At 69.0% G+C, this 19,960-nt stretch carries 17 protein-coding genes and 2 pseudogenes; 9 read left to right on the forward strand and 10 right to left on the reverse strand.

Translation table 11 applies throughout. The features are described from left to right. Positions 1–113: 113 nt before the first annotated feature. Positions 114–1,325 (reverse strand): IS110 family RNA-guided transposase, encoded by a 1,212-nt coding sequence (locus MOV08_RS41340; protein WP_275311346.1) that lies wholly within the window; start codon positions 1,323–1,325, stop codon positions 114–116. Between the two features lie 428 nt (positions 1,326–1,753). After that, complete coding sequence (locus tag MOV08_RS41345) at positions 1,754–2,227, reverse strand: nuclear transport factor 2 family protein (RefSeq protein WP_338057434.1); 474 nt, start codon at positions 2,225–2,227, stop codon at positions 1,754–1,756. A gap of 372 nt (positions 2,228–2,599) precedes the next feature. On the opposite strand from MOV08_RS41345, the pseudogene MOV08_RS41350 reads away from it, so the two are divergent. After that, positions 2,600–2,740: pseudogene (locus MOV08_RS41350) on the forward strand (RNA polymerase subunit sigma-24); the annotation flags it as partial. Between the two features lie 171 nt (positions 2,741–2,911). On the opposite strand, the gene MOV08_RS41355 reads toward MOV08_RS41350, so the two are convergent. The 3 genes from MOV08_RS41355 to MOV08_RS41365 form a co-directional block, all read right to left on the reverse strand. Then, a complete protein-coding gene (locus tag MOV08_RS41355; protein ID WP_275311348.1) occupies positions 2,912–3,319 on the reverse strand; it encodes a nuclear transport factor 2 family protein in 408 nt (135 codons plus the stop codon). 1,051 nt (positions 3,320–4,370) lie between these two features. Continuing rightward, complete coding sequence (locus tag MOV08_RS41360) at positions 4,371–5,117, reverse strand: SOS response-associated peptidase (RefSeq protein WP_275311349.1); 747 nt, start codon at positions 5,115–5,117, stop codon at positions 4,371–4,373. A 143-nt stretch (positions 5,118–5,260) separates the two neighbouring features. Next, a complete protein-coding gene (locus tag MOV08_RS41365; RefSeq protein WP_275311350.1) occupies positions 5,261–6,685 on the reverse strand; it encodes an amidase in 1,425 nt (474 codons plus the stop codon). A 93-nt stretch (positions 6,686–6,778) separates the two neighbouring features. Here MOV08_RS41365 and MOV08_RS41370 point away from each other — a divergent pair, with 93 nt between their 5' ends. From MOV08_RS41370 to MOV08_RS41395, 6 genes are all read left to right on the forward strand, one after another. Then, positions 6,779–7,450 (forward strand): TetR/AcrR family transcriptional regulator, encoded by a 672-nt coding sequence (locus tag MOV08_RS41370; protein ID WP_275311351.1) that lies wholly within the window; start codon positions 6,779–6,781, stop codon positions 7,448–7,450. A 198-nt stretch (positions 7,451–7,648) separates the two neighbouring features. Beyond that, positions 7,649–8,110 carry a hypothetical protein gene (locus tag MOV08_RS41375; protein WP_275311352.1) on the forward strand — a complete coding sequence of 154 codons (462 nt, stop codon included), beginning with the start codon at positions 7,649–7,651 and terminating at the stop codon, positions 8,108–8,110. Further along, positions 8,107–8,433, forward strand: a complete 327-nt coding sequence (locus tag MOV08_RS41380; RefSeq protein ID WP_275311353.1) for a hypothetical protein — start codon at positions 8,107–8,109, stop codon at positions 8,431–8,433. The genes MOV08_RS41375 and MOV08_RS41380 overlap by 4 nt, the downstream gene beginning before the upstream one ends. A gap of 486 nt (positions 8,434–8,919) precedes the next feature. Further along, a complete protein-coding gene (locus tag MOV08_RS41385; protein WP_039643057.1) occupies positions 8,920–9,246 on the forward strand; it encodes a PadR family transcriptional regulator in 327 nt (108 codons plus the stop codon). Further along, positions 9,243–9,599 (forward strand): DUF1048 domain-containing protein, encoded by a 357-nt coding sequence (locus tag MOV08_RS41390; RefSeq protein ID WP_039639415.1) that lies wholly within the window; start codon positions 9,243–9,245, stop codon positions 9,597–9,599. Before MOV08_RS41385 ends, MOV08_RS41390 begins: the two co-directional genes overlap by 4 nt. Position 9,600: 1 nt before the next feature. Beyond that, on the forward strand, positions 9,601–9,927 hold the full coding sequence (locus MOV08_RS41395) for a DUF1048 domain-containing protein (protein ID WP_039639416.1): 327 nt from the start codon (positions 9,601–9,603) through the stop codon (positions 9,925–9,927). Between the two features lie 57 nt (positions 9,928–9,984). Here the strand turns inward: MOV08_RS41395 and MOV08_RS41400 are convergent, their stop codons facing one another. Beyond that, on the reverse strand, positions 9,985–11,289 hold the full coding sequence (locus tag MOV08_RS41400) for a L,D-transpeptidase (RefSeq protein WP_275311354.1): 1,305 nt from the start codon (positions 11,287–11,289) through the stop codon (positions 9,985–9,987). A gap of 241 nt (positions 11,290–11,530) precedes the next feature. Here MOV08_RS41400 and MOV08_RS41405 point away from each other — a divergent pair. Then, positions 11,531–11,989 (forward strand): annotated as a pseudogene (locus MOV08_RS41405) (class I SAM-dependent methyltransferase); the annotation flags it as partial. 72 nt (positions 11,990–12,061) lie between these two features. Here MOV08_RS41405 and MOV08_RS41410 read toward each other — a convergent pair. From MOV08_RS41410 to MOV08_RS41425, 4 genes are all read right to left on the reverse strand, one after another. Beyond that, on the reverse strand, positions 12,062–12,613 hold the full coding sequence (locus MOV08_RS41410; RefSeq protein WP_159030985.1) for a CHAP domain-containing protein: 552 nt from the start codon (positions 12,611–12,613) through the stop codon (positions 12,062–12,064). A 434-nt stretch (positions 12,614–13,047) separates the two neighbouring features. Beyond that, positions 13,048–13,971 (reverse strand): hypothetical protein, encoded by a 924-nt coding sequence (locus tag MOV08_RS41415; protein WP_275311355.1) that lies wholly within the window; start codon positions 13,969–13,971, stop codon positions 13,048–13,050. A gap of 344 nt (positions 13,972–14,315) precedes the next feature. Continuing rightward, positions 14,316–15,446: a 2OG-Fe(II) oxygenase family protein gene (locus MOV08_RS41420; protein WP_275311356.1), complete on the reverse strand. Its 1,131-nt coding sequence runs from the start codon at positions 15,444–15,446 to the stop codon at positions 14,316–14,318. A gap of 454 nt (positions 15,447–15,900) precedes the next feature. Further along, positions 15,901–16,890 carry a terpene synthase family protein gene (locus MOV08_RS41425; RefSeq protein WP_275311357.1) on the reverse strand — a complete coding sequence of 330 codons (990 nt, stop codon included), beginning with the start codon at positions 16,888–16,890 and terminating at the stop codon, positions 15,901–15,903. A 699-nt stretch (positions 16,891–17,589) separates the two neighbouring features. Here MOV08_RS41425 and MOV08_RS41430 point away from each other — a divergent pair. Beyond that, positions 17,590–19,809, forward strand: a complete 2,220-nt coding sequence (locus tag MOV08_RS41430) for an HAD-IIB family hydrolase (protein ID WP_275311358.1) — start codon at positions 17,590–17,592, stop codon at positions 19,807–19,809. The last annotated feature ends 151 nt before the right edge of the window (positions 19,810–19,960 follow it).

Here is a 19,960-nt window from a genome sequence, read left to right on the forward strand (position 1 = left end):
AGACCCGGAACACCGCAGTCGGCGGAAGTCAATCCCGCCGCCAAGTGCGTGAACCTGTTGAAAGGATTCCCAATGGAGTTGTCAACCCGGCTCGGTGACTCGCTGTGAGCGAGTCAGACGAGTGCAACAGGGCTTGGCGGCGCCGTGATCTCGAAGGGACGGCCGTCACGCATGAGGGCCCACAGGACGTTCAGGCGGCGCCTGGCGAGGGCGATGATCGCCTGCCTGTGGCCCTTGCCCTCGGCTCTCTTACGCTCGTAGAACGCCTTGGAGACGGGGCAGGAGCGGGCGGCGACCATGGCGGACATGTAGAAGACCCGCAGCAGGCGACGGCAGTAGCGCCGTGGCCGACGCATGTTGCCACTGATGCGTCCGGAGTCCTTCGGGACCGGGGCAAGGCCAGCGACGCCGGCGAGGCGGTCGGAGCTGCCGAAGACGCTGAGGTCGCCACCGGTGTGGGCGATGAACTCGGCGCCCAGGACGGGGCCGATGCCGGGCATGCTCAGGATGACCTCAGCGTGCGGGTGGTCGCGAAACCGGCCCTCGATCAGGGCATCGGTCTCGGCGATCTCCTCATCGAGGGCCATCACCTCCCTCGCGAGCTTGGCCACCACGGCGGCGGCCATCTTCTCCCCTGCGACGGCGGTGCGCTGGGCCTCGGCGGCCTCCACCGCGGTGGACGCGACGAGCCGGTAGTTGCGGACCTTCCGGTTCTTCAACCAGGTCGCCAGCCGGGTCCTCCCGATGCGCCGAAGGGCGGCCGGCGTCTGGTACTGGGTCAGCAGCACCAGGCCCGCCTTGGACGTCTTGTAGTCGAAGGCGCGTTCCAGGGCGGGGAAGTACTCCAGCATCTGGGCCCGCAGCCGATTGATCGCCCGGGTGCGGTCGGCGGCCAGGTCCAAGCGACGCGAGGTGAGGATCCGCAGGTCGACGGCGATGTCGTCGCCCCGGTGCAGCGGTTCGAGGTCGCGGCGCATGCGGGCCTGGTCGGCGATGACGAAGGCGTCCTTCGCATCGCTCTTGCCATCGCCCCGGTAGGAGCCGGAGGCGTGGTGGACGGTGCGGCCGGGGATGTAAAGGACCTGCTGCCCGTTGTCGGTCAGCAGCGCGATCATCAGCGCGGCCCCGCCGGCGTTGAGGTCGATCGCCCAGGTCACCGGGCCACCCTCACTCAACTCCACTACGTCGGCGATCAGTTGAAGCAACGTGGCCTCGTCGTTGTCCACCCGCCGCGACAGCCGGCGCTTGCCGTCCGCGTCGATCACCGTGCAGTGGTGCTGGGCTTTGCCCGCATCCGTACCGGCCCACAGTTCGGGCACGGCCACCTCCGAAGTCGTTCCAGTTCATGGCCCAGCAGACGACCTCGCCAGCGTGTCCTTACCAAGCGATCTTGTCGCGCGCATCCCAATGAGTGGTCGAGTCGTCGCGGGGTGTCGGGCGGCCAATCCTTTCAAGCCACCACAGGGCTGGAGACATCAAGCCACACCCGGCATCCCTGGGTCTCCCGATCCTACGAGTGACCGGAATCAACCCGCCTACAACGTAAGGATGCATCCGGCGAAAGGCCGCAAGGCCCGGCAGCGCAGCGCGCGGAGCTGATCCCGCCCCGACGCAACACGCCTGACCAGGCGCGATACGAGAACCCGACGAGGTCGGCGGCATGTACGCGCACAGTGATGGCGCGCCCCGCTCACCAGCAGCCCACTCGACCGCCCGTTCCCGCCATCGAACATGCGCGCCCGTTGTGGAGAGACTACTGCTGTGCGGAAGCCTGGCGCAGATGGCGGCTCACGTCGCCGACCAGGTTGATGCGGACCTGTCGCTCCACGAAGCGCCACCGCCCGGCACCGCGCTCGAAGCGGTCGTGGTACCGACCGCCGGCGATGGGTTGCAGCGGCAGGTCGGGCAGCGCCTGCAACACGGTGACGTACGAACGCGAGACCGCCGTGCCCGCCTGTTCGTCGACCTCGATGGCGACGTTGCTGATGACATGTTGGGTGCGCGGCGTGCCGTCTGCGTACACGATCAGAGTGTCCCGGAACATCTTCTCGATCGCGTCCCGCCCGCTCACCGCCTCGCCGCTGCCTGTGAAGGTGGCGGCGGTGAGAAGGACGCCGAGACCTGCGAAGTCGCCGTCGTCCACGAGCTCGGCATAACGTGCGATCAGGTTCTCGATGGCCCGGCAGCTCGACAGGGGATCGGCGGGCATGCGGATGGATGCGGACATGGTCTCCCCCAAGCGAAGACGGGCGATCTGCCAAGACGGACGATCTACGGAGGCAGACGATCTGCGGTGTGCCGGCCGCAGTGACAACAGGGCTGCAAAGGGGCGGTGGTGACACGTAGCTTGCCATGCCGTCGTCCCTGTCCCGGTGCGCGGGCACCGGCATGATCCACGCCGCATCGCCACTGCGCCGGCAGGCCGCCTCGCGCTCAGGGACGCGCAACAGCCCTGACTCCCGGGATGATTCATCGTGTAGGGAGTTCTTCGACCCGTGCCAGCACAGACATGGGTTGTCCGCTTCCTTCGGGGGTCCCGCAGATGAACGAAGCCAGCACGGTCGGCAACGACGCCACCGGCCGGGCGACCGGGGCGTTCATAGAGGTCTTCGATGTCGGGTACGACGAGATCGCCGCCGCCGTCGACAAGAGTCCCGCGGCCGTTCGCCAGATCGCCCACCGTGCCCGCCAGCACGTCGATGCCCGCCGCCCCGCCAGGCCGTCTCCGCGGACAAGAGCACCCGGCTCGTGGTGCGCCGATTGCCGAGAACGGTGACGTACGCGCGCGTGCGGGACTCGTCCGCGCCGCATGCCCACGACGTGTGGTTGCGACAGTGACCGCCGTCGTGGGCATGCTCGCCTACCCGGAGCCACCCCGTTGACTGTGGGCCCCGTTGACTGTGGCTCGTCCTCAGTGCGTTTCCGCTCCCGCCGCCTCGGGGGACGCCACTGCGGCCTGCATCGCCATCCCGTCCACGTAGGAGTGCTTCTCCTTCACCGCGCCGTTCTCGACCACAACGAAGTCCGCGAGATCGACGTCGACCGCGGCACCGGACACCGACGTCCCGGTCAGCTTCCACTGGACGACCCAGAAGTCCTCACCGGTGCGCAGCGAGACGAATGTGAAGGCCAAGTCCGGGACGAGCGCGAACATTCCGGCCACCGCCTCGCGGACGGCGGCCCGCCCTCGCACCGGGGCCTGCCCCGAGTGCAGATGGAACACCGAGTCAGCAGTGTGGAGTTCGGCGATGCGGTCGGGATCGCGGGCCTCCCAACAGGCGTGGTAGCGCTCGAACACCTCACGCGTGGCAGCGGTCATGGTGGTCCTCCATCTCGATGAGAAGCGGGGTACACCGCATGCAACGTCCCCGGGGGGCCGCACGTCAAGGTTGTGCGGCCGTGGGAAATGGCGACGGGGGACGCCGGTACGGATGGCGCGGGCGGCGCCAGGGAACTCGGCGGGATGCGTCGCGGAGTGTCTGGTGAACGCTCTCGCCACCCCCTGAACCACCGTGACCTCAGGGTCGGCCTACTCGTTGTGCACTGGAGGGCGCCTTGTAGGGGAGGTTAAGGATGGCCTGGATCTGCCCTTTGTGCAGCAGTGCGGACGCTGTGCCCTACATCAAGAGCCCACCCGACGGTCTCTATCCGTTGCCGTGCCTGGACTGTAAGCGGAGCGTCGCGGTCGGGCACGCCCCGCTCGCCGAGTTGGTGGGCTGTGCGCCGTGCAGCACCGACGGCTGCACCGGTGTGGTCAGTGACCGGTTTCAGTACGGTGCGCAGGCGCAGCTCATCGGAGTGGTCGAGGGGCGCTGTTCGGTGTGCGGCCAGCGAAAACCGCGCAAGGTGAAACGGGCCGCGACGAGGGGCGGCCGTCGCCATGCGATACCCGATCCGAGAACGCGCATGCCGTCCTGAACGACACAGACCCGAGGGGGCAATGATGACTCCTGCCTGTCCCACCTGCGAGCAGCCGATGCAACTCAACCAGGCGTCGGGGAATGTGCCCGCCGGCGTGTGGTGGCTCTGCTGTGGCAATGTCATGAGGCGGTTCGAGGGCGAGTACGAGATGCCGGTCGACCATCCGCTACGTCGCATGGGGATCGTGCGATGAGTTGTGGACGGCACAGCGGAATGCAGGAAGACGAGCCGGACGACAACCAGCAAAGGGAAGGCACGGGCACCCACCGTGCCGAGCGGGGCGATGTCGACTCCGAGTAGCTGAACGGGGGGCCGCGGTGAAGCCGCCGCGGCCCCGCTACGGGCCCTTTACGGCCCCGTCGATCCCGGGCGGGGAACAGGGGATCGGGAAGGTGCCCGAAGTGGAGTGAAGGGCTGCACCACCGTGCGGCAGCGGCGACGTGACCTGGTCAGTCCTGGGGGAGCGGGGGGTCGAGCAGGTGGGGGCCGTTGTTGCGGACGTTGTTGACCGCGGTGTTGACGGCCCGGGCGTCGAGGTCTCCGTGCGCGGGCGTGGTCAGCAACGCCAGGAGTTCGTCATTGTCGTGGTGTGCGGGGTCCAGCCACTCGTCGTAGTGATCCGGCGCGATCGCCAACGGCATGCGGGGATGGATGCGGCCCGCTGCGTCGGTGGCCTCGGTGGTGATGATGGTGCAGGTGGTCCGCCACGCCGCCGGATCGTCGTCCGATGCCACACCGGGATCGCGCCAGAACTCGTACAGGCCCGCCAGTGCCATCACTTGCCCGTCCTCGGGGGTGATGAAGTACGGCTGCTTCCGGGGCTTCGCCGTAGCTCCCCCGCCGGCCGGGAGCGCCTGCCACTCGTAGAAGCCGTCGGCGGGCAGCAGACAACGTCGCTTGGCGAACGCCCGGCGGTAGGCGGGCTTCTCATGCACCGTCTCCACCCGCGCATTGATCATCTTCGCGCCCACGCCCAGGCTCTTCGCCCATGACGGCACCAGACCCCAGCGCAGCGCACGCAACTGCCGTTCCACCGCTCCCGTGCCGCGGTCCAGGCGTTCCAGCACGGTCCATACGTCGTCGGTCGGTGCGACGTTCCAACTCGGCGCGACGAGGTCCGAAGGATCCCACTGGGTGACCTGGAACAGGCCGACCAGGTCCTGAGGGCTGCGGGTGGCTACGAATCGACCGCACATGGCGTCCACGATGCCATGGCCCGGCGACCGGCAGCGGTAAGGGATGCGGCCGTGGCGGCCGTCCCGGCACGGCACTCCACCGCCGGGCCACCTGGGCGGGAGGCCGGGTGGCCCGGCGGTGGAGGCGCCTCAGCGTAGGCGCCTCAGGGGACTCGGTGCCCGCGCGGATCGAGCGGGGTGAGGACGCCGAGGCGCTCCTCGATCCGCTGAGCTGCGTCCAGACAGAGGTCCTCGCGATACATCCCTGCCATGATCTGGACGCCCTGCGGCAGCCCGGACGCGACCCCGGTGGGTACGGCCACGGCCGGCACCCCCACATACGTCGACGCGGTCACCAACCGCATCGGCGCGAAGGTCGCATCGCGCTCCTCCAGCGTCCGGGGCACCACCGGCTCCGGAATCGGCTGTGTGGACACCGGCCCGATCAGCAGGGGGCAGCGCTCGAAGAGGTGGGCCCAGGCACGCTGGACGCCGAGGCGCACGCCGGTCTGCCGGAGGTACTCCTCCAGCCCGACGGCCGGGTGGCGTTGGGCGTCCAGCTCGATGTGGCGGGCGCTGTCGTCGGTGAGCAGCCGCCTGAGCATGGGCCAGGCCAGGGAGAACTCGGCCCGCAGCAGCGTGTCGTAGCCGTCGAGGGCGTCCTGCAGCCGCGGCACCTCCACCTCCTCGACGGGGTGGCCGGCGTCTTCCAGGGCTGCTGCCGCCGCCTCGATCGCCGCGCGCACGTCCGGGTGGACGTCACCCCGGCCGCCGGGGTCGGTCACCACGCCGACCCGCACCGGTGCGTTGGGCCGCGGCCCGTACAGCGGGGCCGGAACGGCCCGCGGGTCCTGCGGGTCCGTCCCGGCGAGCACCTCGTAGGCCGCCCGCAGGTCCGCCACGGTCCGGGCCAGCGGCCCGTCCACGGGGAAGAGTTGGTGGCCCAGGACCGGCTCCTGGTCGCTCATCCGGTGGTCGGCCGGGAACCGCCCGTAGCTCGGTTTGAGCCCCGCGACACCGTTGAACGTCGCCGGGTTGCGCACCGACCCGCCGGAGTCGTTGCCCAGGCCCAGCGCCGCCATGCCGGTCGCCACCGCGACCGCGTCGCCGCCGCTGGTGCCGCCGGGAGTGCGTTGCGGGTCCCACGGGTTGACGGTGTCCCCGAACAGTTGGCTGACCGTGTGCAGTCCCGCAAGCGCCAGGTCGGGCATGTTGGTGCGTCCGATCGGAATCGCCCCGGCCGCGCGCAGCCGTCGCACCGGGGGCGCGTCCGCCTGCGCGACCCAGTCGCGGAAGTACGGCACGCCGTGTGTGGTCGCCGATCCGGCGACGTGGATGTTCTCCTTCACCGTGAACGGCACTCCGGCCAACGGGCCGAGCTGCTCACCGGCGGCCCGCCGCCGGTCGGTCTCCAGCGCCGCCTGTCGGGCACTTTCCGCCAGCAGTCGGGTCACCGCGTTCACCTGCGGGTTCACCGTGGCGATCCGCTCCAGATGTGCCGCCACGGCCTCCGTCGCGGACACCTCTCCGGACGCCACCAGCTTCGCCAGTTCCGACGCCCCCAGCGACCACAGTTCGTTCGCCCCCATCGGGCCTCCCTTCGTTTCGAGCAGCAAAGATACAGATCTGTATCTGGATACGGAATTGAATATCGCAACCCCGGGGCGTCGTAAGATGCCTGCGTGACACCCCAACGCAAGCGCCTGACCCGCGAAGAGAGCCGGCAGCAGACCCGCGGCCGCCTGGTGGCCGCCGCCGCCGAGCTGTTCACCGAACGCGGTGTCAACGGCACCTCCGTCGAGCAGATCGCCGAGCGCGCCGGCTACACCCGCGGCGCCTTCTACGGGAACTTCGAGGACAAGAACGCCCTCGTCGCCGAACTGCTCCAGAACCGCACACACCACGAAGTCGAGGAAGTACGCGCTCTCACCGAGGACGCCACCTCCCTCACCGACGCCCTCGACAGGCTCCGGGCCTGGAACCGCGACCGCGCCGAGCACCTGCCCCAATGGCTCGCCCTGCGCATGGAACTCGTCCTGCACGCCCTGCGGAACGACGAGCTGCGTCCGCTGCTGGCCGAACGCGAACTGCTCGCCCGCAACGCCCACGCCACCGGTCTGGAGCAGGCGTTCGCCTCCCACGGCGTCCAAGCGCCCGCGGACCCCGCGTTCCTCGCCCTGATCGTCCACGCCCTGGAGGACGGCCTGCTCATCCAGCGCCTGCTGACCCCCGACGGCATCCCGGGCGACGTCGTCGTGGACGCCTTCGACCTGCTTCTGCGCTCCTGGACCGCACTCGCACAGCAGCCGGCCCCGGAGGCCAAGGGGCAGAACCCGCCGTCAGATCCCGTCTAGCACCGAGGTCCCCTCTGGGGTGATGACCTCGGCGTCCGTAGCGGCGGGCGCGTTCCGCCCGGGACGCGGCGAGGATCCACCAACAGCAGGCGGTGACCGCGACGTCAGCGACGCCAGCGACGCCAGCGGTGAAAGCTGAGTACGCGTACTCATGCGTGTGGCCCTGCCGACCCGAAAGGTAGGGGCGGAGGTTCTGGGATGAAGGAGACCGTGGTGGCCTGGTGGCGCCGAGTCCGCCGCCGGTGGACTCAGGCGAGCGGACTGCTGCTGGCGTTCGCGCTGGTGGGGCTGACGACAGTGTGTTCCCGCCGGCCGTCGAAGAGGAAGCTGCGGGCGCAGGCCACGGCGCCCGCAGCGCAATCCCGCCGGGCGGAGGAGGAGCGGAAGATACGCGCCCTGATTGAGCGCCTCACCGCCGTCGAGGGTCTGGAGCACGTGTTCACGCGCTTCACCGACTGCTGCGCCAGGCCCTACAACGGCTCGATCTTCGAGAACAACCCGTCGCCGTATGCCCTCACGTGTGACATGGGGGCCGTCGCCTACTTCGGTGTCCGGGGGACATCACCGACGTGTTGCCTCGGATCCGCGCCGCCGGGATCGCGAACTGGGGGCCGCAGGACGGCGAGCGGCGGGACGCGCCATACGCGGTCGGCACCGTGAACTATGCGCTGGACTACCACCGTCATCGCGGTCGCTACCCGGAGGGCGGGCCGATGCCCGCGCCGACCCTCGAAGCCCCCGGCCTCCGGATCGACTGGGACCGGCCGGATGCACCGCTGCCGAACCGCGTCGAGGAGCCCGCCCCATGCCCACCGGCCGGCTCCGGCGGGATCTACCGGCGTTGCTCGATCACTCCGGAGGACCCGATGACCCCGATGGCCGTGGCGACCGCGCGGGCCCGGTACGGCACCGTCATGACCTTCAGCGTCGGTGGCTACGGCTCCTCCGCGTACAAGTACTTCACCGTGCCCCGCCCGAAGTGACCCGCCACAGCGGAGCATTGCCCTTCGGCGTCACCGATGGCGTCGGCCGTCCCTGACGCCGAACGAACATCGATGAGAGCGCTCGACTTGCCCTGCGACGAGAAGCCTCCTCGCCTTTCCTCCGGCATCTCCGGCGAGGGCCAGTGTTGAAGGCCGGGTCGGGCTGACTCTGGCTGATCCTGATGGATAGTCAACTTGTTGCGTCGTGCGGTGTTTGTGCAGATCGATCAGCGTGGGCACGAGCGGTGGCAGCCGGTCCTCGCCAGACGGGTGGTGGTGGTCGGCGAGCCGGGCGATGACCTCAGCGGGCTTCGGGCGGCTCGCGGGATCGTGATCCAGGCAGCGGGTGACGATGTCGGCCAGGCGGGGCGGCAACAGGTCGAGGGAGCGTGGCGTGAGAAGAACTCCTCGGCGGGCTACTCCGTGATACCGTATAGCGGTACTCGGTGCTGCGCAGTACTGGGCGGTTCGAAGAGGAGGCCCGCGATAGACGACCTGACGGAGATGTTGAAGGGCACGCTTGAGGGCTGCGTGCTTCACATCATCGACAGCGAGGAGACCTACGGATACGCCATCACGCGTCGGCTGAATGAACTCGGCTTCGCCGACGTCGTCGAGGGGACGGTCTACACCATCTTGCTGCGGCTGGAGAAGAACGGGCTCGTTCAGGTGACGAAACGACCATCCGGGGTGGGTCCGCCGCGCAAGTTCTATGCGCTCAACGATGCGGGGCGCGAAGAACTCGGGAGGTTCTGGGCGAAGTGGGAGTACCTCTCCTCACGAATCGACAAGCTCAAGGAGGGCGGGAAATGAATTTCTGGGAGACCATTACCGGCAGCGACCTCACCAGAGAATGGAAGGCGTTTGAGGCCCGGGCCGAGGCGTTGCCGCCCGACCACCGGGCGGCGTGGGGACAGATCAAGGTTCACCTCTCCCCCTACTCGGACTTCACCGGTCGCAACCTGATGCCGATTCTCGACGGCGCCCTGGGGCTGCTCGAGGAAACAGCGGCGGATGGGCAGAGCATTCAAGAGGTGCTGGGCGACGACGTCCAGGGCTTCTGTGCGGCGCTGGCCGGCGGAGAAGGGGCTCGCAGCTATCGCGACCGGTGGCGCGAGCAGTTGAACCGGAACGTCGCAAGGAAACTGGGCCAGCTAGGAGGCTGACGTGGGCATCCAAGAAATCCTTGAGGGCAAGAAGCAGTGGCGAGCGCACATGGCGCGGGTCAAGGCGCTCCCGCCGGATTATCAAATCGCCTACAAGGAGATTCAGAAGTACTTCTTCAAGGTCGGACCGGTCGACTTGCCCGACGGGCCCCTACTCTCAGGGATTGTCGACTTCTTCGAGGAGGGCGTCGCGGCTGACAAGGGGGTCCTGGAACTCATCGGCAACGATGTCGCTGCCTTCTGCGACGACCTGGTCAAGGACTCCCGCACCTACGCGGACATCTATCAGGAGTCCATCAGCCGGAAACCCGGCACGGCCGGGAAGTAGGACCGACCTGCGGAACGGAGGAGGACCGACCTGCAGAACATAGGGGGTGGACACCGGTCACAGTGCGCTGCCGGCCTGCCAGTCGGACCAGGACAGGTTCCATCCGTTGAGGCCGTTCTCCGGTTTGACGGTCTGCTCGGGCGAGTTCTTGACGACGACAACGTCGCCGACGAGTGACTGGTCGAAGAACCACTTGCCCGGGGTCTCACCCCCGCCGCCCTTGTTGTCCCGCAAGCCGACGCAACCGTGGCTGGTGCCGGTACGACCGAAGACCGACGGATTTCCCCAGTAGTTGCCGTGCAGGAAGGTGCCCGAGGCCGACAGCCGCATCGCGTGCGGCACATCCGGAATGTCGTAGGAGTCCCCAGGGTTGCTGAAGCCGACGGTCGAGCCGTCCATCCGGGTCTGCGCGAGCTTCTCCGAGATCACCATCTGACCGTTGTAGGTCGGGTTCTTCGGGCTGCCACCGGAGATCGGCACGGACTTGATCGCCTTGCCGTCCCGAACCACCGTCATGGTCTGGGTGTGCATGTCGACGGTGGAGACTTGGGACCGGCCGATGGTGAAGGTCACCGTCCTGGACTGCACGCCGGTGAGGTTGCCGCCGCCCTTCACACCCTCCAGGTCGATCTTCATCGTGACCTTGGAGCCGGCCTTCCAGTACTCCTGGGGACGGAAGTCCAGGCGCTGAGCACCGAACCAGTGCCCGACGACCTGCTGGCCGCTGCTGGAGGTCACCGTGATGTGGGACTGGACGTTCTTCCTGTCGGCGATCGACTTGTCGAAGTTGAAGGACACCGGCATGCCGACGCCGACGGTCTTGCCGTCGTCGGGGGTGTAGGAGGCGGTGAAGCTGTGCTTGGCGGAGACCGTGGTGAACGTGGCGTTCTCGGTGGCCGTCCGGCCTTTGTCGTCCTTGGCGTTGGCGACCAGCTTGTACTTGGTGCCGCGCGCCAGCTGGGCCGACGGCTTCCAGGAGGTGCCGTCGGCGGCTATCGCTCCCTTGACTGTGGCGCCGTTGTCCACCTGGACCAGCCGCACGTCGGTCAGCCTGCCGCCACTGACTCTCACACCGGTGCTGAGACCGGCGTCGACGGCGCCGTCCTGCGCCGAGACCTTGAACTTGATGCCGGACGTGTCCTTGGCCCCTTCGTCGCCGCCCGCCCCGCCGCTCCCGCCGCACCCGGACAAGGCCATCGCGCCCATTGCGATCAGCGCCGAGGTGGTGAGTAGGCCGCGCTTCTGCCGGGCGCGGAGCGGTGCACCAGGCTGCGGCTGCCCCACCGGCAGGGGCAGCCGACGGCGCAGCGTACGCAACCGAGCAGGCGCGGGGTTGTCGGAAGGTGTCACGAGCAGCTCCATACAGGGCGGGGAGGACGGCGGCCAGGACTGGCTATGCGATGTCTGTGGCCAACCGTAGGGAGAGCTTCTAAACCGGTCTCTTACGACTCGGGGCCAGCGCCCCGCCCACGAGGTTCTTCGCTCTGGAACCGTTCCTCTCACCCTTGCGACCGCGGTGGAACACCGACTGGAAGATCAGGAGGATGCGGTGGCCCGGTCAGTTGTTGCAGACCAGGGCGGGCCGGGCCAACGCGCAGATGGCCCGGCGGTGCGGCTGGCCAAGGCCGCCGATGCGTTGCGGCCTGGCGGCGCCCTCGCGGTCATCGCCACACACCATGTGGCGGGCGGCAGCGAGGAGTTCTTCGTCGAGGTCCAGGACTGCTACGAGCGCTTCGACCCGGCCACCCCTCCGGGACTGCGGCTTCCGGCAGCAGACGACGTCGACACCTCTGACTACACGGACGAGGTCGCAGACAGTGGCCGGTTCGGACCGGCCGTCTCCCGGCGATACGCGTGGGATCTGACGTACACCACGGGGGAATATCTGGAGGTGCTGCGGACCTACTCGGGCCACCGAGCGCTGCCTCCAGCGGCGAGGGAAGGGCTGCTGGGGTGCATCGCCGCACTGATCGACGCGCGGTACGGAGGCCGGGTCACCAAGCGCTACCTCACGGAACTGCGGGTGTCGCGTAGGCCAAGCCGCACACCGCAGTCGTTCTGAAACGGCCGGTCGGCGCCACACACCGCAACGGTTCGCCGGGCGGACTGGCGAACCGTCACGAGTTGTCGGGGGCTAGTTGGCCGGAGACACGTAGCCGCTGATCGCCATGTTCCAGTACGAGCTGTCGCCCACCGCACCGCTGTATGGGCCGTCGTGGTGGACGGAGGAGGACGCAGGGTCGTTGGTGACCTCGTTGCCGCCTATGCTCTCGATGGTCCCGTCGGGGTTGACCGCCGTGACGATGGCAACGTGATCGGCGTACCCGTTGCCGTTGTAGTTGAAGACGACTGCGTCACCGACATGGGGATCCGGGTGCAGTCCTGCACCGTACTGTCCGAAGCTGCCGGCTGCCGGCGTCAGTCCGTTGACGTTGAAGCCCGCCTGCGCCCAGACCCAGGACGCGAAGTCGGCGCACCAGTTCTCCGGCGAGCCTCCTGCGCCGGTGCAGCTGGAGTTGTACCCCTGTGCGCCGGTGCTGTTCGCGTCACAGGCATGATGGTCGAGATTCGCGTTCGCGACCGTGACGATGTCGTCGGTTGTGGCCGATGCCGGGCCTGCGGCCAGCATCAGGGACGGTACTGCCAGGGCTGCAACCACCATGCCCTTGACGAGGGGATTCCGCACCTTCCGGAATGTCATGACTTGCCTCTCTGTCTCAGCCGGATTGGCACGTGTCCGCGGTGAGCCGGCGCCACTGCTCGGCTGCCGGCCAGGCAGCCCGAAGGCAGAGCGCGCGTCTCAGGCATTGCGCACCGCGAAGACGTCAGGAAGGACGGTAGAAAGGCTCGATGGAATCGTCGTGAAAGGCCCGGGGGGGGGGGAGAGAGAGGCAGATGCGAGTGCGGGAGCTGCCGCTGACCGAACTATCCGAATTCCGCGGGTCGTTGGTCAGCTTGGTGACACTCCAGTGGTCCTCGTCGGCTGCGGGCCCTTCCACGGACATTGGTGGGTACGCATCTGATGTCTGCCACACACGCCGACGGGGAGTCGGAGGCGAAGAGGCGCCGGGCCTCTCTTTCCTTCGACTCCCCGTGGGTGAGCGAGGTGCTCGTCAGGTGCTACTTGGCGCGAATCTTGAACGGCAGGTTCTGGTAGTAGAACGACGTGTTGCCGGCACCCACCGACACACCCGCTTCCACGTTGACCAGGGGAGCGTCTCCCGCGACGGCCACACGCATCCGGTACACGGCGGTGGCGCCGGGTGCCAGCGGCTTCTTCGCGGTCGGGATCAGCTCGGCGCCCATGCCTGGGTCGCAGCCGCCGGGCACCAGCGAGACGCGCTGCCACCCCTGGCCGGGCACGTACTGCTGCAGCACCAGGTCCTTGGGGGTCAGGGCGCGGCCGTCGCTCTGACCGTAGGCGAAGTACTCGGCGTTGAGTGCCGGGTAGGCTCGCTTGGTGGTGTTCTTGACCGTGAGCTCGAACTCCTTCGCCGCACCGCCACGCACCAGGCTGGCACCGCGCGGCCAGCCCGTGACCGTGGTGGTGGGCCGGTCGACGACGGTGTTGCGCGTCGGGGCGCGGTAGGTGTGGCCGTGGCCGTCGTTGACCGAAGCGGTCACGGCCAGACGGCCGGGACGGTCGATGGCCTGGACCCGGAGAGCCACCGTGGCGGGGTGGTCGGGGCTTGCTGCCACCGAGAGGGGGAACGAGAACGCCCCCTTGTCCGGCTGTTCGGTGCCGGTGGGTTGGACGTCCAGATCGACCCAGCGGTGGCTCTTCTCGTCATAACGCTGCATCAGAAGAGAAGCCGCGATGAAGCCTTGCGTGGTGACGTCCAGACGGACAGTGCCCTTGGAGACCGGGGTGCGCAGGGTGAGGTTCGAGGACGCCCAGAGGCCGATCGGCGCCTCCGGAGCGAGGTTGTAGGCGAGCTGCTGGGCCGCATCTCCGGTGACGGCCGGGGCCGGACTGCCGGTCGGGCCCGTGCCTGGAGCCGTCTCCGCCCCCACTGCGGCGTTCGTCCGCGTTGCCGCAGCCATGGGCGCCGTTGCGGCGGCACCGCAGCTCGGCGCGGACCGTGCCCCCGCAGGCGCCGCCGCGGTGGCCGCTTGCCCAGGTGCCGCGGCCGCGATCAGCAGGGCCAGTCCGCCGACCACCGCCGCTGCGGAGCCGGCGGTCGCCTTCCGCGCTCTCACGGACCGTTGCGCCTTACGTGTCATATTGCCCCCACTTCGTGCCGGACGCACGGGTGTGCGTCTCTACGGGTGAGGAGTCGATGCTGCAGCACAGGGTTCCCGCAAGTTAATGAAATGGCGCATTTTGATAGGGAAGTTGCGTCTTCGGGCTGACTTGCGATCCTCGACGTTCATGCAGCGTCTGGGCATTATCGACGATGCGACCAGGCGCAACCACCCGCTCTTGTGGCCGCTATCCGTCGTCGCCGCCCTCTGTCGTCGATCACGTTGCGTTGCGAGGCTGGAAGCCCTCGATCGATCGGACTCGGACCGGATGCGGGCTGCTCTGACGGGCCTTGGCCGATCCGCCGGCCGACGTGCTTCTCGGCGAAGCGCATCGGCGGCGAACCAGCAGGGACCAGCAAGGGGACGGGACGCCTCCCGTTCGCTATGTCGTGCCGGAGAGCGGCTTCTGGAGCTGGCGTGACATCCCATGACCGGCAATCACGCTGATGCCGAACTGTGTGCTGCCGGCGAGCGATTCCGTGCACGGCCGCAGTGGCTCGATCGTGGCGTTGTGGTGGGGCGGGCAGAAGAAAGGGGATGGTGACTCGGGAGGAGGTGTCGCCGCCTTCGGGGTTGATGACGCGGCGCATGGTGGAGACCCGGCGTCCGCCGGTCCAGAGGGCCATGAGGTCGCCGATGTTGACGACGAAGCTGCCGGGGATGACGGGGACGTCACGCCAGTCGTCCTTCCCCTGGCGGACTTGGAGGCCGCCGCGGTCGTCTTCTGGGTAGAGGATGGCCAGGCTACCGAAGTCGGTGTGCGCGCCGCGGCGCAGTTGGCTGGGGAGTGGGGATCGACCTGCGGGGGGGGGAGAGAGTTGGCGGCGACGGACGAGCCGTGGTGGTCGAACTTGCCCTTGAAGAAATTCTCGTCGACGCCGAGTGCGAGGGCGGACAGGCATGGCGTGCCCGAGGACCTCGTCGACCGGGAGGAAACGCGACCGATCGGGCGGGTGGTGGGCGGCCCGATCGGATAGTGGTTGGCGGCCGGGTTGGCGGGTGTGGCGCCGGGTGAGAGGCGCGTTGGCCTTCATCAGTGCGGGGATGAGGGCATAGGCGGCTATGGGGACGACGATCGCGGTCAGGGTCAGGGTCAGGGTCAGGGTCAGGGTCAGGGTCAGCGTCCGCAGCAGCAGCGGCAGGTGGGCGGTGAGCGGGCCGAGCAGCCCGAGGGCGAGCGTGATGGTGGGGTAGGCGGCCAGCCAGGTGATCAGCGCCCGGCGGTGGATCGACGGAGCGGCGGCGGTGGTGGTGGCCGGCACGTTCGAGGACATGGTCCTTTGCCTCCGTGTCTGGAGGCGGGAGGAGGATCGCGTTGGCCGTGGCGGAGTCCGATCCCCGGCGTTATCGGAGCATGGGCGACGCGTACGACCGCCTGATGCTGGAGCTCATTCTCGGCGCGATCGTCCTTGGTGAGGCGGCTGTCGGACTCCGGTCGGAGCTTGCGGACTTGACGCGCAGTCCTTCGTTGGTGCTGGTTCGTGACTTGCGTCGTTATGGGGTGCGGGGTGGCCGCCCCGCGTGCGGTCAGTCCGTGCACGTGGTGGCCCTGCGTTACGCCGGGGCGCTGGAGGGGCGTCGTGGGGAGCACGTCCTGTTCGAGAATCTCCACCTCGGCGAACGTGTCGGCCAGCACGCGTGCGGTGAGCAGGCCGGCGATGCCTGCTCCGACCACCAGGGCCCGTCGTCGTGGCAGGTGCGGTCGGAGCGTCATGAGCCGGACCATGGTCAGTGCTCCTTGAGGAGATCGGTGGCGAGGGCCGACTCGCCCGGGGGAACCAGCCGCGAGTACCGTGCGCAGGTCCGGCTCCAGTGCAGGTAGCCGCTCATGGCGGAGCGCATCGCATCGGCCATCCGGCTTGCGACGTCGGCGTCCTGCCCCGCCCCGGGGGCGGTCAGTCGGCGCTCCAGGGTGCGGAACTCCTCGCACCAGGACGTGATCATCCGTTGGATCTCCCGGATGCTGGTGCGGCGGTCACAGCCCTGTTCGTGCTCGATGACGAGCGCCAGGTTGTGGAGATCGCCGCGGGACTCCTCCTTCTCCAGGGAGTGCACGTCGTTGAGGGTGTCCACGACGTCCGCGGTGATGTCCAGCATTCGGCGCACCACAGGATGGGCGTAGAGGCGGTGGGGGAGTTCGAAGCCGTATGCCTTCTGACTGAGGTCCAACATGGCGTAGACAAAGCCCGACCTGCGGCGCAGGGCGAAGTGCTCGGCCCGGGTCGGGATGCGGCGGTGCGCACGGTTGTCGGCCTCCTGCGGGTAGGCGTCGAGATACCACTGCCAGTGCTGCCCGGTGCGCTCCAGCCAACCTGGTGTGGCGCCGTGGGCCAGGCGGCGCCACACCTCCGCGAACGCCGTGACCAGCGGACCGGCGTGCGGCGGGGAGGAGCCTTCGGAGGCGATGACAGCGGTGAAGTCGCGGCAGACGACGTCGACTTGGTCCGGCTGATCGGCCAGGGGGCTGTCGATGTGATCGTCCAGGAAGGTGGCCACCACGACTGCGTCCACCGTCAGGTCCAGCTGGTCCCGACTCGCCCCGGGGCACCAGGTGGCCATCAGCCCGGCGATGTCCCAGCGGAGGAAGCGCCGCTCGTCGACGGGGTGGGTCACCAGGTTCTGGCGGCGGCACCAGGCAAGGCTGCGGTGCCGTGCCGCTTCGACGTCGGGGCTGACGCGCGGCGAAAACGGGAGGACGAACACGGTGTCCTGCGGCATGGTGTTGCTTCTTCCGGACGGGGAGCACCCGAGCGAGGCGGTCGGGACTGCGCTGTCGGCCGACGACAGTGCATGGGCCCCGCGGGCTTGGGGTGAGCAGATGAAGCCGGCCCGCCGACTGAGATGGGCGGGCGGTGCGCTTCCACGGGGTCCGGTGCCTGGTGGCGGCGGAAGGCGATTCCGTCGCGACAGCGTGACTGTAGGGAAGGCGCGCCCTTGGGAACGCCCGACGAGGCCAGTGATGGTGTATGGACCACTCAACTTGCCGTGTCCCGGTGCGACAAGCCTGTTCGGGGGGCGTACGACTGCCGGGTGAGGCAAACGGCGCAGGCGTCGGCGCCCGCACCGGGCAACGTCGGCGCCGGCGCAACAGATTGGGCGGTGGTTTGCCGTCCGTGGTCGATCACGCGAGTCGGGCGCAGTCGAGGACCCACCCCTGCCTCTCCCGAGCGACGGCGGCCACCTCAGGTCGGCGGGTCCCACCGGGCAGCCCTGGCGCTTTCCCGCGTTGCAGGGAAGGGGCCGCGGGCGGCGGCGTGGGCAGGGGCGAGACGGCGTCCGTCGCCCGCGATGGGGTGACGAACCGGCCCTCCTGCCGGGCATGCTTAGCGGCTAGGGTCTGTCCGATGGGCCAGGGTCGGACAGACCCTGGGCCCGACGGCCGACCGACATTGAGCACATCGATGACGAGAGGGGCCCATGGCCGAAAGAGCGAGCCGTGCCGACGCCGGTGTGCAGCCGGCGCACACCAACGTCAAGGTGTTGGTGACCGACCTGGACGGCACCCTGCTGGGAGGCGACGAGGACGGCCGGCGTCGATTACGCCGGGCGTTGGAGCGTCACCCGGAGATCACGGTCGTCTTCGCGACCGGCCGCGGACTGTCGTCCGTCCAGGCCCTGCTCCACCGCGATCAGCTCGTTCCGCCGCCCCGGTGGATCATCGCGGACGTCGGGGCGAGCGTCGTCGATGCCACCGACATGAGCCACGTCGACGTCCTGGAAGCCCAGCTCCGTGCGGGCTGGCCGGGCCACGACCGGGTCCGCGCGGCCCTCGCCCGCCGGTTCCCGCAGCTCACCTACCAAGACGGCGTGGCTCAGGAAGGCCGCTGCTCGTACTACCTGCCCCCGCAACACCTCACCCAACATCTCACGGCGGCCGTCGAGGAGTTGGGCTGCTCGTGGACATACTCCGACGGTCGCTACCTCGACGTCCTTCCGCCCCAGGCAGGCAAGGGTCCGGCAGTCCGCCAGCTGGCCCGCAAACTCCAGTGGCCCACCACCCGGATCCTGGTGGCCGGAGACTCCCTCAACGACCTCTCGATGTTCGGCCTCGGCACCCACGGAGTGGTCGTCGGCAACGCCGAGCCGGGGCTGTCCGCACAAGTACCCACGACCGACCGCGTGTACCGGACCGAGCTCCATGGCGCCGCCGCGATCCTCTCCGCCCTGGAACGCCTCGGGTGGGTACGGGACTTTGCACCGGTGGTCATCGGGTATCACCGCCCGCCGCTGCACTGGACCCGCGGCCAGTGGCACCGGCCCATGAGCCCCAACGGAATCCTCCCGACCCTGACCTCCGCCCTCGCCGACGGCAGCCCACACGCCTCCGCCGCGATCTGGGCCGCCGCCCTCGTCCAGGACGATCCAGCAGGCGTCCCGGCCGGCATCCCAACGGGCGAATCGGCCGACGAATCGGCCAGTGTCCCCACCGGCGACCCGTCCGGTGTCCCCACCGGCGCACCTGAACCCCCCACCCACCTTCCCATGGCGTTCCTGCCGGTGCCGACCCGACGGTGGGCGGGTTACTTCCACGGCGCGTGCAAGGAAACGCTGTGGCCCGCGCTGATGTCCCAACCGCACCTCATCCGCCACACGACGTCCCAGTGGGCCGACTACGAGGCGTTCAACGAGGACTTCGCCCGCCACCTCAGTACGCACGCGGAACACGGAGGGACGGTCTGGTTGCACGACTACAACCTCTGGCTGGTCCCGGGCATCCTCCGGTCCCAACGGCCCGACCTGCACATCGGCCTGTTCCACCACACGCCCTTCCCCCACCCGGACGTCTTCCGGCAGCTCCCGGTCGCCGAACAGCTGCGCTCCTCCCTCGCCCAACTGGACTGGGCCGGCTTCCACACCACCTCCTCCGCTCGCCACTTCCAGGACCTCCTCGCCGACGCCACCCACCCGCCGCGCACCGGCGTCCACCCCCTGGGAATCGATCGCCAGGGCGTCGCCACCCTGGCCCTTTCCCGCTCGCCCCGTCCCGCCTGCGACGACGACACCCTGCTGGTCCTGTCCGTCGAACGCCTCGACTACGCCAAGGCCCCGGTCCAGAAGATCCGCGCCATCGCCACGCTCCTCGAAGCGCGCCCCGATCTACGCGGCCGACTCCGCTTCCGCCTGATCTGCCCGCCGCCGGAGCCGGGCATCCACGCCTACGACGCCACCCGCGCCGAGCTCGAAGACGCCATCGACACGCTTAACGCCCGCTTCACTGCGCGCGGTTGGTCCCCGATCGACTACCACCCCTGCTCCCTGCCGTTTCCCGAGGTCGTCGACCACTACCTGGCGGCCGACGTGTTCTGGGTGACCTCGCTCGCCGACGGTATGAACCTCACCGCGCAGGAGTACATCGTCGCCAAGGCCGCCACCGGACGTTCGGGCGCACTCGTCCTGTCCCGAGAGGCCGGGGCCGCCGAACACTTCGGCGCAGCCGCCCTGCTCACCGACCCGCACAGCCCACAGGACCTGGTCGACGCCCTGAGCCAGGCCCTGGACATGACTCCCGCCCAGCGCGAGGCACACACCGCGGGCCTCGCCGCCCTGCTCACCACTCCGTCGCCCGCTGCCTGGGCCCGTAGCATCATCGCCGGCATCCAACGAGCACGCGGGCCCCACCAGGAAGCATCCGGATAGCGGTCCGGCTTCCGGCGCGCTGGCCTCTGCTGCTGGTCGTCCGGCCGACCGGTCGACGTCCGCCGGGAGACGCCCACGCACGCCTCCGAGGCAGGGGCAGGCAGGGGCAGGGGCCACGGTCGGGGCAGGAGGATGGAGGAAGGGGAAGGGC

Source organism: Streptomyces yunnanensis, assembly GCF_029011865.1.
Taxonomy (GTDB): domain Bacteria; phylum Actinomycetota; class Actinomycetes; order Streptomycetales; family Streptomycetaceae; genus Streptomyces; species Streptomyces yunnanensis.